The 14765-nt window shown below is 62.7% G+C and carries 15 protein-coding genes and 1 tRNA gene; 13 read left to right on the top strand and 3 right to left on the bottom strand.

Annotated elements, in window-relative coordinates; genetic code table 11:
- Positions 1 to 29 precede the first annotated feature (29 nt).
- Both KBB96_RS00450 and KBB96_RS00445 read left to right on the top strand, forming a co-directional pair.
- A complete protein-coding gene (locus KBB96_RS00450) occupies positions 30 to 683 on the top strand; it encodes a response regulator transcription factor (RefSeq protein ID WP_211631522.1) in 654 nt (217 codons plus the stop codon).
- Positions 680 to 2293: a sensor histidine kinase gene (locus KBB96_RS00445; RefSeq protein ID WP_211631521.1), complete on the top strand. Its 1614-nt coding sequence runs from the start codon at positions 680 to 682 to the stop codon at positions 2291 to 2293. Before KBB96_RS00450 ends, KBB96_RS00445 begins: the two co-directional genes overlap by 4 nt.
- A gap of 3 nt (positions 2294 to 2296) precedes the next feature.
- Here the strand turns inward: KBB96_RS00445 and KBB96_RS00440 are convergent, their stop codons facing one another.
- The gene (locus tag KBB96_RS00440) at positions 2297 to 3325 is read right to left on the bottom strand and encodes a serine hydrolase domain-containing protein (RefSeq protein ID WP_211631520.1); all 1029 of its coding nucleotides are present in this window, start codon (positions 3323 to 3325) and stop codon (positions 2297 to 2299) included.
- Between the two features lie 135 nt (positions 3326 to 3460).
- On the opposite strand from KBB96_RS00440, the gene KBB96_RS21120 reads away from it, so the two are divergent.
- The 11 genes from KBB96_RS21120 to modA all read left to right on the top strand — a co-directional run bounded on the left by KBB96_RS21120 (position 3461) and on the right by modA (position 13484).
- The gene (locus KBB96_RS21120; protein ID WP_264176981.1) at positions 3461 to 3586 is read left to right on the top strand and encodes a hypothetical protein; all 126 of its coding nucleotides are present in this window, start codon (positions 3461 to 3463) and stop codon (positions 3584 to 3586) included.
- Positions 3587 to 3620: 34 nt separating this feature from the next.
- Positions 3621 to 5273 carry a ribosomal protection-like ABC-F family protein gene (gene abc-f, locus KBB96_RS00435; RefSeq protein WP_226373603.1) on the top strand — a complete coding sequence of 551 codons (1653 nt, stop codon included), beginning with the start codon at positions 3621 to 3623 and terminating at the stop codon, positions 5271 to 5273.
- Positions 5274 to 5280: 7 nt separating this feature from the next.
- On the top strand, positions 5281 to 5712 hold the full coding sequence (locus KBB96_RS00430; RefSeq protein WP_211631519.1) for a hypothetical protein: 432 nt from the start codon (positions 5281 to 5283) through the stop codon (positions 5710 to 5712).
- A gap of 75 nt (positions 5713 to 5787) precedes the next feature.
- Positions 5788 to 6117, top strand: coding sequence for a zinc ribbon domain-containing protein (locus tag KBB96_RS00425; RefSeq protein WP_211631518.1), 330 nt, complete (start codon positions 5788 to 5790; stop codon positions 6115 to 6117).
- Between the two features lie 98 nt (positions 6118 to 6215).
- Positions 6216 to 7088 carry an SDR family oxidoreductase gene (locus KBB96_RS00420; RefSeq protein WP_211631517.1) on the top strand — a complete coding sequence of 291 codons (873 nt, stop codon included), beginning with the start codon at positions 6216 to 6218 and terminating at the stop codon, positions 7086 to 7088.
- A gap of 174 nt (positions 7089 to 7262) precedes the next feature.
- Positions 7263 to 7673, top strand: a complete 411-nt coding sequence (locus KBB96_RS00415) for a hypothetical protein (protein ID WP_211631516.1) — start codon at positions 7263 to 7265, stop codon at positions 7671 to 7673.
- Between the two features lie 3 nt (positions 7674 to 7676).
- Positions 7677 to 10280 carry an MGH1-like glycoside hydrolase domain-containing protein gene (locus KBB96_RS00410; RefSeq protein ID WP_211631515.1) on the top strand — a complete coding sequence of 868 codons (2604 nt, stop codon included), beginning with the start codon at positions 7677 to 7679 and terminating at the stop codon, positions 10278 to 10280.
- Positions 10281 to 10326: 46 nt separating this feature from the next.
- The gene (locus tag KBB96_RS00405) at positions 10327 to 11019 is read left to right on the top strand and encodes a YwaF family protein (protein ID WP_211631514.1); all 693 of its coding nucleotides are present in this window, start codon (positions 10327 to 10329) and stop codon (positions 11017 to 11019) included.
- Positions 11020 to 11059: 40 nt separating this feature from the next.
- Complete coding sequence (locus KBB96_RS00400) at positions 11060 to 12289, top strand: 4-hydroxy-3-methylbut-2-enyl diphosphate reductase (protein WP_211631513.1); 1230 nt, start codon at positions 11060 to 11062, stop codon at positions 12287 to 12289.
- A 16-nt stretch (positions 12290 to 12305) separates the two neighbouring features.
- Positions 12306 to 12668, top strand: coding sequence for a winged helix-turn-helix domain-containing protein (locus KBB96_RS00395; protein WP_211631512.1), 363 nt, complete (start codon positions 12306 to 12308; stop codon positions 12666 to 12668).
- A 48-nt stretch (positions 12669 to 12716) separates the two neighbouring features.
- Positions 12717 to 13484, top strand: coding sequence for a molybdate ABC transporter substrate-binding protein (modA, locus tag KBB96_RS00390; RefSeq protein WP_211631511.1), 768 nt, complete (start codon positions 12717 to 12719; stop codon positions 13482 to 13484).
- Positions 13485 to 13848: 364 nt separating this feature from the next.
- Here the strand turns inward: modA and KBB96_RS00385 are convergent.
- Together KBB96_RS00385 and KBB96_RS00380 are read right to left on the bottom strand one after the other, a co-directional pair.
- A tRNA-Lys gene (locus tag KBB96_RS00385) sits at positions 13849 to 13920 on the bottom strand.
- A gap of 65 nt (positions 13921 to 13985) precedes the next feature.
- Positions 13986 to 14669, bottom strand: coding sequence for an HAD-IA family hydrolase (locus tag KBB96_RS00380; protein WP_211631510.1), 684 nt, complete (start codon positions 14667 to 14669; stop codon positions 13986 to 13988).
- Positions 14670 to 14765 lie beyond the last annotated feature (96 nt).

The raw sequence follows: 14765 nt of genomic DNA, 5'->3' as shown, positions 1-14765 counted from the left end.
TAATGGAGCCCTGATACAGTCCGCCCCGAATGCGAGTGCTTGTTGTTGAAGACGAACCCGACCTCCTCGGCACCCTGGTCCAGGCGATGCGCGAGGAAGGCCATGCCGTGGATGAAGCCGCCGATGGCGAGGAGGCCCTCTACAAGGCGGTCGAATGGGACTACGACGCCATCATCCTCGATGTGATGCTGCCCCGCATGGATGGCTTCGAGGTTCTGAAGCGCCTCCGCCAAAAGAAAAAAACGCCGGTGCTGATGCTCACCGCCCGGACCAAAGTGAACGACCGCATCCAAGGCCTCGATAGTGGAGCGGACGATTACATTCTCAAGCCGGTGGATCTGGATGAGCTGGCCGCGCGCGTCCGCGCCCTGATCCGCCGCTCGCAGGGGGATGCCAGCCACCTGATCCGCGTGGGCGAGGTGGAGGTGGACACTTCCGCGCGCAAGGCCACGCTGGGCGGGCAACCCGTGGCCCTCACCGGCCGTGAGTACGCGCTGCTGGAGTTCATGGTTTCCCGCCGCGGCAAGATCGTCAGCCGCACCGATCTCTACGAGCACCTCCACGATGAGAATGACACCCCGATGTCCAATCTCGTGGATGTCCACGTCTTCAACCTGCGGAAAAAATTCGGAGCCGCCTTCATCACCACCCTCCGCGGCCAAGGCTACAGCATCGAGGCATGAGTTTGAGAAAATCCATCCGCTGGCGCATCCAGGCATGGCACGGCCTGCTGCTGCTCACCGTCATCGGTGGATTTTGTGTGACCGCCTATCGGTTGGAGCATGCGAATCTCCTGCGGATGACGGATCATGAACTGGAACTCCGCCTCTCCGCGCTCGGCTCCGCATTGACGCAGGGCGGCGGCGGAGGCAATGGTCCGCCACGGGGTGGTGCGGGTCCTATGGATGGCCGCCAGCCTCGCGGGCAAGGCCCCCGCCCCGACGATGGCAATCTTCCCGCCGTAGCCAACAAGCCCGGCCCCGACGATGAGGAATGGCTGCCTCTCGATGATGAACCGGGCATGGAGGGCGGGCCACCGCGTGACGATCCGAACCGCAACCCGCCTCCCAAGCGCGATGGCCGACCCGATGAGCACCGTGGACCTGCGGGCCCTCCGCCGGGATTCCGCAACGCCCAGATGAACGCCTTGTTCAATCCGAAGGACGCCCTCCCCTACTACTATGTGACATGGACGAGACATGGCTCGCTGCTGGATACCTCCGCCGCCGCGCCCACCGGAGTGATCCGGCCTCCCGCCGATGATCCTGCCTTCGCGAAGGGCATCCGCACCCGCGAAGGATTCCGCGAGGCTTTCCTGTTTACTCCGCCCGGCGAATGTCTGCTGGCTGGCATCTCGATGGCGGGCATCCACCGTGAGATGAACGACTTCGCCTGGAAGCTGGCGGGCACCGGCGGCAGCGTGCTCGTCGCCGGACTCGCCATCGGCTGGTGGATCGCGTCGCGGGCCATGCGCCCCATTGCCCACATCAGCGCGGCCGCCACCCGTATTGCCGCCGGTCATTTCGATGAACGCATCCGCACCGAGGAAACCGAAAGCGAACTCGGCAAGCTCGCCACCCTCTTGGACACGACCTTCCAACGCCTCGATACCGCCTTCGACGAGCAGGCCCGCTTCACCTCGGACGCCGCGCATGAACTCCGCACCCCCGTCTCGATCATCCTCGGCCAGGCCCAGCTCGCGCTTTCGAAGGAACGCAGCCCGAGCGACTACAAGGCGGCCTTCGAAATCTGCCAGCGCGCCGCGAAGCGCATGCACGGCCTGATCGAATCGCTGCTGCAACTCTCCGTCCTCGATGCCGCTCCCCACGAAACGGAAGTACGCTCCTGCGATCTGGCCGATCTGGCCCGTGATCACATCCACCTGATGGAAGTGATGGCCGCGGAGAAAAACATCCGTCTATCGGAGGATCTCTGCTCCTCCCCCTGCCGCGGCAATTCCGACCAGCTCGCGCAGATCATCATGAACCTGCTCACCAATGCGGTGAAGTACAGCCCGGAGGGCGCGGAGGTCCGCGTCCGCACCCGTCTGGATGCAGGCGGCGCGATTCTCACGATCAGCGACACCGGCCCTGGTATCGCCGCCGAGCATCTGCCGCATTTGTTCGAGCGCTTCTACCGCGCCGATGCCTCGCGCAACCGCTCCACCGGCGGCGCGGGTCTCGGGCTGGCCATCTGCAAACGTATCGCGGATGCCCACGGAGCTTCCCTCACAGTGGATAGCACGCTCGGCAGAGGCACGACCTTCACCCTGCGGATGCCGCCGGTACGGTGAGGCTCACGCCAGCGTCTCCAGCAGCGGACGGTCCTTCCAGGTCCGCGAGCCACCAAGGCGTGCGAACACGCGGTTCCGCGAGGGCCAGATGAACACCCGCTGGCCGGACGAGCCGATCAGGCCGACCAGATCCGCCGGATTCCGCGTGGAAAGGCAGGCCCCCGGCCAGAAACCACCTGCCGGTGCCGGTTCGATGGAGTCCTCCACCTCGATCCCGTGCGCGCCACCGCGCCGCACCTGGACATTCCTCCACAGGCCGCCACCGAACATCGGATTCGCATTCGACGGGCGTGTCACATTGGCGAACACCCCGGCATCAAAGCCATCGGCATTCTCTCCGCGCAACAACTTCGCCAAGGTCCGACCGAGCCGCCCGAGGTCCTCCACGGTGAACTTCGTGCCGGTGGAGAGGTAGAAGCGCCCCTTCAGGTCCGACCGCCATTCGGGGGATTCCAGACCGATCGAATTGAGCACATTGCGGCTCAGGTGCTTCTCGAGAGCGTTCCCGCCGCCGAGACGGCGGTTCAGATACTCCGCCAGTACTTCCCAGTGGGAAGCCCCATAGCGGAAAAACGTGCCGGGTTGGTTCACCACCTTCAGGCTGAGTGCAGCCTTGCCCTTGTCCTGAACGACCGGGCGGTAGAGGGCATTCCCACCGTTCTCAAGACCGGAGACCTGCTGGAGCAGCATGCGCGGGGTGATCTGCTGCTTGGCCGCATCGCCCTTCCACTCGGTCAGGGTGTGGTAGGCGGGCTCATCCAGAGACATTTTCCCCTGTGAGACCGCCTTGGTCACGGCAAGACCGGCAAGGGTCTTCGTGATGCTGAGCGAGCCACTGCGTTCATCCGTATGCCAGCTCGCAACCTTGGAATGACCGTCCCACAGCGCCCAGCCCTTGGCCCCATTGCGGGTCGCCACCGCGCCCAGACCGCCCGCCGCAGGGGCATCTGCGGCCTGCGAGGAAGCGCATCCGGCCAAGGTGGTGAAAAGTCCGGCCCCCGTGAGTTTCAGCCATTCACGACGTGTCTGCATCCCCCATTTTGGCATTTGGACCCGGGATGAAAATCCAAAATCCGTCCGGACCGCCTAACTGTGAGACGCCCGTGGAATCGCGGGCCGGATTTCCAATGGTTCCACGGTGTTCCCCGGGACAATAACGAAACCGCCATGACACTGGAGCCCCTGCTGGAACTCATCCTCGAAATCGCCGGAGCCGTGGGGGACATCTTCTCGTCGTTCCCGGATCCGTCCGATCCCTATACCCGAGGCTCCAGCCACCAGGACGACAACTGATTTCCAATCCCATGCGGATTTCTCACGGCGGAACTTGAAACTTGGCACCCGGCCCGCCCGGCCCTACATCCCCGCCGTGCTCAGCATTCACAAGCTCACCAAGACCCTCGGCGGACGCACCCTGTTCCGCGGAGCCGAAATGACCATCAACTGGGGCGAACGCGTCGCCCTCGTCGGTCCGAACGGCGCCGGCAAATCGACCCTCTTCCGCATGATCCTCGGCGAGGACAGCCAGGATGAAGGCACGATCGAGCGTGACGAATACGCCATCACCGGCTACCTCGAACAGGAAGCTGGCGACCCGGGCGATGAAACCATTCTGGAGATCGCCATCGGCATCACCCCGGAAATGGTGAATATCCTCCGCACCATGCGCGAGCATGAGGCCAAGGGCGACCACGGCCACCCGGACTACGCTGCCGCCCAGGACCAGTTCACCCACCTCAACGGTTACCAGCTCGAGCCGAAGGCGAAGAAGATCCTCGCCGGCCTCGGCTACAAGGAGACGGATTTCCACAAGCCCGCCCGCGAATACTCCGGCGGCTGGATCATGCGCGCCTATCTCGCCCGCCTCCTGGTCATGGAGCCGGACCTGCTGATGCTGGACGAGCCGACGAACCACCTCGACCTGCTCTCCCTGCTCTGGCTCCAGCGCTATCTGCGGAACTACTCCGGCGCGATCCTGATGATCTCCCACGACCGCGACTTCATGGACGAGCTCGTCGAAAGCGTCGTCGAGATCGACCCGGATGCCCAGAAGCTCATCACCTACACCGGCAACTACGGCAGTTATCTCGAACAGCGCGAGCAGCGCTACGAGCAGCAGCTCCAAGCCTACCGGAACCAGCAGAAGGAAATCGAGGCAACCCAGGAGTTCATCGACCGCTTCCGCCAGGTCACGTCGAAGGCCGCACAGGTCCAGAGCCGTGTGAAACAGCTTGAGAAACTGGAGCGCATCGAAAAGCCGCGTGCTCCACGGAAGCCCTTCAAGTTCGCCTTCCCGCAGCCACAGCGTTCCAACCAGAAGGTCATGGAGCTCACCAAGGTTTCCCAAGCGTACGGTGAGAAGCAGATCTACAAGGATCTCGATCTCACCTTGGAGCGCGGCGAAAAGATCGTACTCGTCGGCCCGAACGGCGCGGGTAAATCGACCCTCATCAAGATTCTCGCCGGAGTGCTGCCGATCAACGGCGGAAAGCGCGAAGTCGGCTACGCCACCAAGCTCGGCTACTACTCGCAGCACCGCTCGGAGTCCCTCAATGAAGACAACACCGTGCTGGAAGAGGTGATGGCGTCCTGCCCGACCCTCCGCGAAGACGAAGCCCGCTCGATTCTCGGTTCCTTCCTCTTCCGCCGCACCGATGTGGAGAAGCGCTGCGGCGTTCTCTCCGGAGGTGAAAAGTCACGACTGAACCTCGTGAAGTTCCTCACCGATCCGCCGAACCTGCTGCTGATGGACGAGCCGACCACCCACTTGGACATCCTCTCCATCGACTCGCTGGTGAATGCGCTCAAGAGCTACGAGGGCACGCTGGTCTTCATCTCCCACGATGTTCACTTCATCCGCACGCTCGCGGAAACCACGCTGCACATCAACAACGGCACCGTCACCCGCTACGCCGGCGGCTACGACTACTTCCTCGAGAAGAGCGGGCTGAACGACGACCGCGGCGCGGTGACGGCGTAAACCAAGGATGAAACCCTTCGCCATCGTTCTGCCAATTTTGCTGGCGTGTGTTCCCAGCCACGCCGCGGAACCCTTGCTCCGCGACTTCGGCACCACCACCGAGGCCAAGTCCGGCACCAGGATCGAGTTGACGAAAATCAAGGACGACGCCCTCGGCGTGAAGGTCACGTTCGTCTCGGAGGGCCGTGAAAGCACCACTGGCACCTCGACCTCCGGCATGCCGGTCAAGCCGGGCCAGTGGGCCGTGCAATTCCGACCGCCGTCCGAGATCTGGGTCTACGACGGCCGCTCGGTCCTGCATCTCTACGAAAAAACCGATCTCGGTTTCCGCGCCGTCTCCAGCACTTCCGTTCCCGATCTCTGGAAAAAAGCGCCTCCCGAACTGCTCCAATTCACCACCGGCAAACCGGCACCAGTCCCCGCTCCGGAGGTGAAGTAACGGCTGGCAAATTTCCGGATCCTTGTAATTGCGGAGATCCTTGTTTCCGGAGACCCTCCGGACATGGGCATGAAAATGTTCCGCCCGTCCCTGACGGAGGTCTACAAACAGATCCAAATCAATCATTCGGCTCCCGATCTCACCGACGTCGGCAGCCGCATCCAAAGCCTCGAAACCCAGGTCGAACATCTGCGAGCCCTGAACCGGGCCCTGATCGAACACCTCGCGGACCAATCGAACCTGTCCCCTCAGGCGTTCCTTGAACAACTCTCCAAGGAACATCCGAAACAGGAGGCCGAGCACACATTGCACTGCCCTTCCTGCGGTACGCTCATCGCAAGCGATGCCAAGGCTTGCTACTCGTGTGGCATGAATGTGGGGACGGATACCTACATTCTCGGCTGAGTCCCGCTTCATCCCCTGACAAACCTCCGACGGAAATCTGACGGCTTTCTAACCAAACCCTCCTCGCTTTTCCGCGGTTCCATGTGTAGGGGTGCCGCATGTCGGATCCCGTCCCACCCCATCCGCATCATCAGGATTATCCCCGGGCCGTAGCACCCAATGTGCCGCCCCGGCGTCACCTCGAAGGCCAGACCGCCCTTGTCACCGGAGCCAGCTCCGGCATTGGTCGCGCGGTGGCGGTCTGTCTCGGCCAGGCCGGGGCGAATGTCGCCGTGAACTATTCGTCCAAGGAAGACGCCGCCTTGGAAGTCGTGAAGGAAATCGAATCGTCCGGTTCGCATGCCTTCGCCGTGAAGGCGGACGTTTCCAAGGAGGAGGACGTGCTGTCGATGTTCGACGCGGTCCGTGCCGAGTTCGGCACGCTGGACATCCTGGTCAACAACGCCGGACTCCAGGTGGATTCGCCGTTCATCGACATGACCTTGGCCCAGTGGCAGAAGGTCATCGACGTGAACCTCACCGGCCAGTTCCTCTGCGCCCGCGAGGCGGTGCGTGAATTCAAGAAACGCGGCGTACGTCCGGAAATCTCCTGCGCCGCCGGAAAAATCATCTGCATGAGTTCCGTTCACGAAGTGATCCCGTGGGCAGGACATGTGAACTACGCCAGTTCCAAGGGCGGCGTGATGCTGATGATGAAAAGCATCGCACAGGAGGTCGCGCCTTGGCGCATCCGTGTGAACTCGATCGCGCCCGGTGCGATCCGCACGCCGATCAACACCGCCGCGTGGGACACGCCCGAGCACTACGCCGCATTGATGAAGCTGGTGCCCTACAAGCGCATCGGCGAACCAGTGGACATAGGTCGCGCCGCCGTGTGGCTGGCCAGCGACGACTCCGACTATGTCCACGGCATCACCTTGTTCGTGGATGGCGGCATGACCCTCTACCCGGGATTTGAAACCGGAGGCTGAATTCTCTTCCTGTGATTGACGGCCCCGATCTGATTTGGATCTGAAACCACTGATGGTACTGATGAAGAGAAGAATCCGGCAGATGTCTTCAAAATCAGTACAATCAGTGTAATCAGTGGTCATCCCAGTAAAGTTCCTCAGACCACCGTTCCGCCCGCACGGCGTCCCTCTTCCATGAACCCCAAGCTCGAAGCCATCCGCCGCCGCATCGAGAACGAGCACTCGCTGATCAACCAGCGCCTGTCGTGGCTGGTGAGTTCTCAGGCATTTCTTCTCAGCGCGTTCGCGATCTCGCTCAATGCCCCGAAGGAGTTCGCCGGTGGCGGTTATCTGGAGGCGAACCATCTGCTGGTCCGTGTGATCCCGCTCGGTGGCATCGCCTGCATCTCCCTCATCTGGCTGGCGCTGTGGGGTGCGATCTGGTCACTGTCGATCCTGCGCCGGGAGGCGAACGCCATCTGCGGTCCGGAGGATCTGCCGATCATCAATCATGCCCCCATCCGTCTGCTCGGGCTTGCCGCGCCGGTTTTCATCCCGGCGATCTTTCTCGCCCTGTGGATCGTCCTGCTGATCTATCCTCATTGACCCATGTCCGCCGAAGAGATCCGACTCGATGAAGACTGCAAGCGCATCCATAACTGGAAACGCTGGGGTCCGTATCTGAGCGAACGTCAATGGGCCACGGTGCGCGAAGACTATTCCGCGGACGGCGAGGCGTGGAATTCATTCCCTCACGATCACGCGCGCAGCCGCGCCTATCGCTGGGGTGAAGACGGCCTGCTGGGCTTCACCGACCGCGAATGCCGCCTGTGTTTCTCACTGGCTCTATGGAATGGCCGTGATCCGATTCTCAAGGAACGCTTGTTCGGCCTCACCGGGCTCGAGGGCAACCACGGCGAGGATGTGAAGGAGTGCTACTACTACCTCGATTCCACGCCCACGCATTCCTACGCGAAAGCCCTCTACAAGTATCCGCACGCCGCCTTTCCCTACGATGCCCTCGTCCAGGAAAACGGCCGCCGCCGCGATGAACTGATCCGGCGCGAATACGAACTCTCCGAGACGGGCGTCTTCGATGAAAACCGCTATCACGATGTCTTCATCGAGTATGCGAAGGGTAGCCCGGACGACATCTGCATCCGCATCACGCTGGCAAACCGCGGGCCGGAAGCCGCAACGCTCCACCTCCTGCCAAACCTCTGGTTCCGCAATGTCTGGAGCTGGGGTTGGAAGGAGCCGCCGCCCAAGCCCCGGCTGTGGTTGGAGAGCCCGGGCGTGATCCGCGCCTCCCATGCGACTCTCGGCGAATACCGCTTCACCTTCGATGCGGACGTGCCGGTGCTGTTCACGGAAAACGACACGAACGCACAACGCCTGTGGGATCAACCGAATCGGACTCCGCACGTGAAGGATGCTTTCCACCGTCATGTCATCCACGGCGAAGCTGGCGCGGTAAACTCCGCGAACACCGGCACCAAGTGCGCGCCTCACTTCCGCTTCGAACTCGCGGCCGGTGAAACCCGTGTCGTCCACCTGCGCCTGACGCTCGATGGCGAGCCCGCTCCGGATGCGGAAACCGTTTTCACCGACCGCATCCGCGAGGCGGACGAATTCTACTCCAAGGCCGGAGCCGAAGCCCGCCAGGCCTATGCCGGACTGCTTTGGAGCAAGCAGTACTACCACTACGTGGTGAAATACTGGCTGGAAGGTGATCCCGCCGGGCCGCCACCACCCGCCGCCCGGCTCAAGAGCCGCAACTGCAACTGGGATCACGTCTATTGCCACGACGTGCTCTCGATGCCGGACAAGTGGGAATATCCGTGGTTCGCCGCGTGGGATCTGGCCTTCCATATGATTCCGATGGCGGACATCGATCCGGACTTCGCCAAGTGGCAGCTCGGCTTGCTACTACGGGAATGGTACATGCACCCGAACGGCGAACTGCCCGCCTATGAATACGACTTCGCCGCGGTCAATCCGCCCGTCCACGCATGGGCCGCGTGGCGCATCTACAAGATCACCGGCCAGCGCGGCAGCCGCGACAGGTTTTTCCTCGAAAGCGTTTTCCAGAAACTGCTGTTGAACTTCACCTGGTGGGTCAACCGCAAGGACGAGAAGGGCAACAACCTCTTCCAGGGCGGCTTCCTCGGGCTCGACAACATCGGCGTGTTCGACCGCTCGAAGCCCATCCCCGGAGGCGGCTACATCGATCAGGCCGATGGCACCGCCTGGATGGCGTTCTACTGCATCACCATGCTCTCGATGGCGCTGGAGCTGGCACAGGAAAACCGCGTCTACGAGGATCTCGCCTCGAAATTCTTCGAGCACTTCGTCCACATCACGGAAGCCATCAACAACTTCGACGACAAGGGCCTGTGGGACGAGCAGGATGGATTTTACTACGATGAACTCAATCTCGGTGACCACAGCATCCCGCTGCGCGTGCGCTCGCTGGTGGGCCTGCTGCCGATCATTGCCGTCACGGTGCTTGAGGAAGAACAACTCCGGAAGCTGCCCTCCTTCACCAAGCGCATGCGGTGGTTCATCGACCACCATCCGGAGCTGGTCCAGCAGAGCACGCTGTGCCCGATGTGCTCCCATGAAAAGGAGCGCCTCCTGGCCATCCCCTCGCAGGAGCGCCTGACCCGCACGCTCCGCTACATGCTGGACGAGGCGGAGTTCCTCTCGCCCCATGGCATCCGCTCGATGTCCGCAATCCATCGCGACCATCCCTACATCCATCAGCAGAATGGCTGCTCCTACGCGGTCAACTACGCGCCCGGCGAAGGAGTGACCCACATCTTCGGCGGGAATTCGAACTGGCGCGGGCCGGTCTGGTTTCCGATCAACTACCTGCTCATCGAGGCGCTGGAACGCTACCACCACTTCTATGGCGATGATTTCAAGGTGGAGTATCCCACCGGCTCGGGAGCGATGCACACCTTGCAGGAAATCGCGGACGACCTGAGCCACCGCCACGCCTCCCTTGTCCTGCCGGATGCCAATGGACACCGCCCCTGCCACGGCGGAGAAGCCCGCTATGCGGAAGATCCCCACTGGCGGGATCTGGTGCTGTTTTACGAGTATTTCCACGGCGATACCGGCCGCGGCTGCGGAGCCAGCCATCAGACCGGTTGGACGGCTCTGGTCACCCGGTTTCTGTGCAAGCCACCGGTTCCTCCGGAGTCCTAGCGGCAGGGATCTTGCAACCGCCCGCAACAGGCGCTTTGCTTGACCGGTGCCCGTCTTCCACCCCTTCACCGTCCAGCACTTCATCGCACTCGCGATCGGCGCGGTGATCTCGGCGGCGGTGATCATCGCCGGAAGAAAAGGCGGAAAGCCAAAGCGGATCGCGATTGGCATCCTGACCGTCCTCAACCTCTCCGCTTACGTGATGGTCCGGCTGGCGTGGAAAGGCCACGCGGATCCCGGGATCGACAACATGCTGCCATTCCAGCTCTGCGATCTGGCAGCCATTATCGCCGGACTGGCACTGCTCACCCACCGCCGCACGCTGCGCGACCTGACGTATTTCTGGGGGCTCGCCGCCACCACCCAGGCGCTACTGACCCCTGCCCTCCAGATCGGGTTTCCCTCATGGCCGTTCGTGGTCTTTTTCATCCAGCACTTCGCCATTGTCGCCACCGCCCTGTTCCTGCCGCTGGCGGACGGCTGGCGGCCCCGTACCCCGTGGTGGAGCAGTCCGGCCCGGGCGTGGATGTGGGCGAATGTGTATATTCTCTGCGCGCTGGGCGTGAATACCTGGCTGGGCTCCAACTTCGGATTCGCTTCCCGCAAGCCCTCCAATCCCAGCCTGCTCGACCATCTGGGACCATGGCCGTGGTATCTCCTTTCTCTCCAAGGGATTGCCTTTCTGCTGTTCCTGCTCCTTTCCCTGCCCTTCCTCGGGCGGAAACCCCGCGGAAAATGAGTTGGTGACCCGCCCGGGCGGGTCTATATCCCCCGCAGCAATGAGCGACGCCGCTGAGAAATCGAAACGCCCCCGGGTCAATGTCCGCCGTCCCGAGGTCATGGAACTGGTCGCCGCCGAAGTGGCGCGCCACTACCAATCCAGCATCGTCGAAAAAATCCGCAACCACAGCGGCGAACTCACCGTGGGCGGCACCACCGTCCGCCTCGCCCAGCAGTTCGGCTTCTGCTACGGCGTCGAACGCGCCATCGACCTCGCCTACGCTGCCCGCCGCGTCTTCCCGGAGAGCCGCATTTTCCTGATCGGGGAAATCATCCACAACCCCGAGGTCAACCGCCAGCTCGTGGACATGGGCATCGTCTCACTGCCCTGGCAGGAAATGAACGGCAGCTACGACAACCTCACCGCGGATGATGTGGTGATCGTCCCTGCCTTCGGCGCCCCCACCTCCTTCATGGAGAAGATCGAGCAACAGGGCTGCTACGTCGTGGACACCACTTGTGGAGACGTGATGAAGGTCTGGCGACGCGTCCGCGGCTACGCCAAGGAAGGAGTGACCTCCATCATCCATGGCAAGGCCGGCCACGAGGAAACCCGTGCGACCGCCTCCCGCGCCCAAGGCGAGGATGGCAAGGGCCACTACCTCATCATTCTTACTCTGGCCGATACCGACTACGTCTGCGACTACATCCGCGGCAAGGTGGACAAGGCAGCCTTCCTCGCCAAGTTCCAGGACGCCATCTCGCCTGGCTTCGATCCCGATGCCCACCTCGCCCACGTGGGTGTGGCGAACCAGACGACGATGCTCAAGAGCGAGACGGAGGAGATCCAACGCCGTGTCCGTACCGCGATGGTGGATCGAGACGGCGATGCCGCGAATTTCCAGGTCTTCGACACCATCTGCGGTGCCACTCAGGAGCGGCAGGACGCCCTGTTCCAGATGTTGGACAAGAAGATGGATCTCCTGTTGGTCGTCGGCGGCTACAACAGTTCAAATACCACCCACTTGGTCGAGATCGGCGAGGAGCACCTGCCCACCTTCTTCATCCGTGATGCCTCGTGCCTGAAATCGCTGGAACAGATCGTCCACTACGACATCCATCACAAGGAGGAGGTCACCAGCGCCTATTCCCAGCTCCTGCTCGGCGACCAGCCGGTGACCATCGGCATCACCGCCGGCGCCTCCTGCCCGAACAATCTGATCGAGGACACCATCCTCAAGGTCTTCGAACTCCGTGGCATCACCCGCGAGCAGTTGGTGGTGGCCTGATCCCTCCCCCCTTTCCATGACGCCGGACAGCCCCATCCGCCTGCTGCTGTCCGGCCCGCTTGCCTTCGGTCCGGGAAAGGCGGAGCTGCTGGAGCGCATCCGGACCACCGGCAGCCTCAGCGCGGCCGCCGCGGAGATGGAAATGTCCTACATGAAGGCATGGAAGATGGTCCGCGGCCTCAACGAGCGCTTCCGCAAACCCCTCGTCACCCTCAGCCGCGGTGGCGATCAGCACGGCGGTGCGGTCCTCACTCCCGCTGGGCAGGAACTGCTGGACCTGTACCGGCAGGCGGTGGCCGCGGCGGAGAAAGCCACCGCACCAGCCCTTGTCCGCATGCGGCGGATGCTGGCGGCCGATGAACCGGATTCACGCGACTGAACCCCGTTCTACTTTCAAAAATAGATCGAACGCATATAAGGTGTAGCCATGCAGCGCTCCTCCTTGCTCCGCCCGCTCGCTCTCGTCCTCACTCTGGCCGCTCCATTCGGACGGGCGGATGAACTCAAGATCGCCGCCGCCGCCAGCCTCGCCGAGTCGATTACCGAGATCGGCAAGCTCTATCAGGACGGCCATCCCGGCACCACCATCACTCCGGTCTTCGCCGGTTCCAACGTGCTCGCCCGCCAAATCGAGTCCGGCGCTCCGGTGGATGTCTTCATCTCCGCGGATGAAAAGACCATGGACGGACTGGTGAAGAACAACCACGTCACCAAGGAAGCCGTCGTCCCCTTGCTGTCGAATGCGCTCGTCGTGGTCGCCCCCACCGACGCCACCTTCACCGTCCAGTCCGCCGCCGATCTTGCGAAGCTCCAGCGCATCTCCATCGCCGATCCAGCCGCCGTGCCCGCAGGCGTCTATGCGAAAACCTGGCTCACCGGACGCGGACTCTGGGACCAGATCCAACCGAAAACCGTGGGCGCGGAAAACGTCCGTGGTGCCCTGGCTGCGGTGGAAGCGGGCAATGCCGATGCCGCCATCGTCTATCGCACCGATGCCGCCGTGTCGCAGAAGGTGAAGATCGTCTTCACCGCTCCTTCCAACGAAGCGCCCGCCATCGTCTATCCGGCAGCCGTGGTCCGTGAGTCGAAGCACGCGGAAGAGTCGAAGCAGTTCGTCGCCTTTCTCCGGGGAGACAAAGCCGCCGAAGTCTTCAAGAAGCGCGGCTTCACGGTGCTGCCCCCTACAACCAAATAGGCGGGGATCGCCACCGGGGCATTCGCGGACCGTTCCCTTTTGCACTCGGAGCAGAAGAGGGAACCCCCGAAGAATCATCCATCAGGTGACGGCTTGAAAGCCGCTGCATGATAACACTCCCGGCCGGGACAGCGACCCCGGTCCTCAGCGGGCTGGTGTTCACCACCGGGTCCGCCACGGATCCCGCCGGACTATGAAGTTCCGCGGGAATCATCGAAACCGTCCGGCAAATCCGCGCCTGTATCCCGAAGGGGGCGGCAAGGCGAAGGTCCTTCACCTGCGTGTCACCCGGCCATCCTCCCGGACGTGCAATACCCCCGTCCGTGCCTGCCCGAACAAACCGGGCGGCTCCTGATGCAGAAAGTACGAGGACTGGGATTTGAACCCAGGACCAATTGGTTAAAAGCCAACTGCTCTACCGCTGAGCTATCCTCGCAGGATTTCCGCTTCGGGCGGGCGACGGAGTATGAGGCCAGCGCCGGATTGGCAAGATATTTTCGCTCAATTTTGTCCCGCGATCCAGTCCGAAGCATCTTCCAGCGTCACCCGCGGCCGGTCGAGGAGGAAGGCACGGATTCCGGCAGTTGCGGCCCCGGTGCCATCCGCCGTCGGGCTGTCACCGATATGCACGGTGGAGTCCGGGCAGGCATCCAGCGCACGCAGAGCCGCGGTGAAGATGGCTGGGTCCGGCTTGCGCGCCCACGCCTCGGCGGAGGTGATGACGGCATTGCAGTATTCCCCAAGGCGGAGGTCGCGGAGGATGCGATGCAGCCGGAGGTCGAAATTCGAGACCACGGCGAGGCGGCAGCCTGCGGCCCGGAAGCGCCCGAGCACCCGCTCCACCTCCGGAAAAACCGTCCAGGCGGAACCGGAGTCGTAGTGGGAAAAGAGACCGGCGAAAACCTCTTCAAAAGTGGTCTCCTCCGCTTCCGGATCGAAGCCACAACGCCAGGCCACATCTCCAACGACACCTTTCCACCAGATCCGCTCGGCAAGGTCACCGCCATCCTGACAGCCGTAGGAGGGATCTCCCGCCACTTGGAATGCCTCCCGGAAGGCGCGGCCGATCCTCTCCATGGTCACCGGCCACCCGACCGCGGAGAAATGGCGGGCGTACACGGCGGCCACCGGTTCGGCCGGTTCGATCAGGGTTCCGGCGGCATCAAGGAAGATCGTGCGGATCACGCCCGGAGCATGCGGAAACCCCGCCGGAATGCCAATCCCCCACTCCTCCCAAGCCTAGATTCCACTTGCATGTCAAGGATTTCCAAGCTATGCGGG

Origin of the sequence: Luteolibacter ambystomatis (assembly GCF_018137965.1) — a bacterium.
Lineage (GTDB): Bacteria > Verrucomicrobiota > Verrucomicrobiia > Verrucomicrobiales > Akkermansiaceae > Luteolibacter > Luteolibacter ambystomatis.
Note: the sequence above shows the minus strand (reverse complement) of the source record. Positions and strands in the feature narration are given on the sequence as shown.

Excerpts from the sequence above, each read along its gene's own strand:
- KBB96_RS00400 (WP_211631513.1), top strand. The coding sequence starts at position 11,060 with ATGAGCGACGCCGCTGAGAAATCGAAACGCCCCCGGGTCAATGTCCGC.
- KBB96_RS00450 (WP_211631522.1), top strand. The coding sequence starts at position 30 with ATGCGAGTGCTTGTTGTTGAAGACGAACCCGACCTCCTCGGCACCCTG.
- modA (WP_211631511.1), top strand. The coding sequence starts at position 12,717 with ATGCAGCGCTCCTCCTTGCTCCGCCCGCTCGCTCTCGTCCTCACTCTG.
- KBB96_RS00395 (WP_211631512.1), top strand. The coding sequence starts at position 12,306 with ATGACGCCGGACAGCCCCATCCGCCTGCTGCTGTCCGGCCCGCTTGCC.
- KBB96_RS00425 (WP_211631518.1), top strand. The coding sequence starts at position 5,788 with ATGTTCCGCCCGTCCCTGACGGAGGTCTACAAACAGATCCAAATCAAT.
- KBB96_RS00410 (WP_211631515.1), top strand. The coding sequence starts at position 7,677 with ATGTCCGCCGAAGAGATCCGACTCGATGAAGACTGCAAGCGCATCCAT.
- KBB96_RS00420 (WP_211631517.1), top strand. The coding sequence starts at position 6,216 with ATGTCGGATCCCGTCCCACCCCATCCGCATCATCAGGATTATCCCCGG.
- KBB96_RS00415 (WP_211631516.1), top strand. The coding sequence starts at position 7,263 with ATGAACCCCAAGCTCGAAGCCATCCGCCGCCGCATCGAGAACGAGCAC.
- KBB96_RS00445 (WP_211631521.1), top strand. The coding sequence starts at position 680 with ATGAGTTTGAGAAAATCCATCCGCTGGCGCATCCAGGCATGGCACGGC.
- KBB96_RS00430 (WP_211631519.1), top strand. The coding sequence starts at position 5,281 with ATGAAACCCTTCGCCATCGTTCTGCCAATTTTGCTGGCGTGTGTTCCC.
- KBB96_RS21120 (WP_264176981.1), top strand. The coding sequence starts at position 3,461 with ATGACACTGGAGCCCCTGCTGGAACTCATCCTCGAAATCGCCGGAGCC.
- KBB96_RS00440 (WP_211631520.1), bottom strand. The coding sequence starts at position 3,325 with ATGCAGACACGTCGTGAATGGCTGAAACTCACGGGGGCCGGACTTTTC.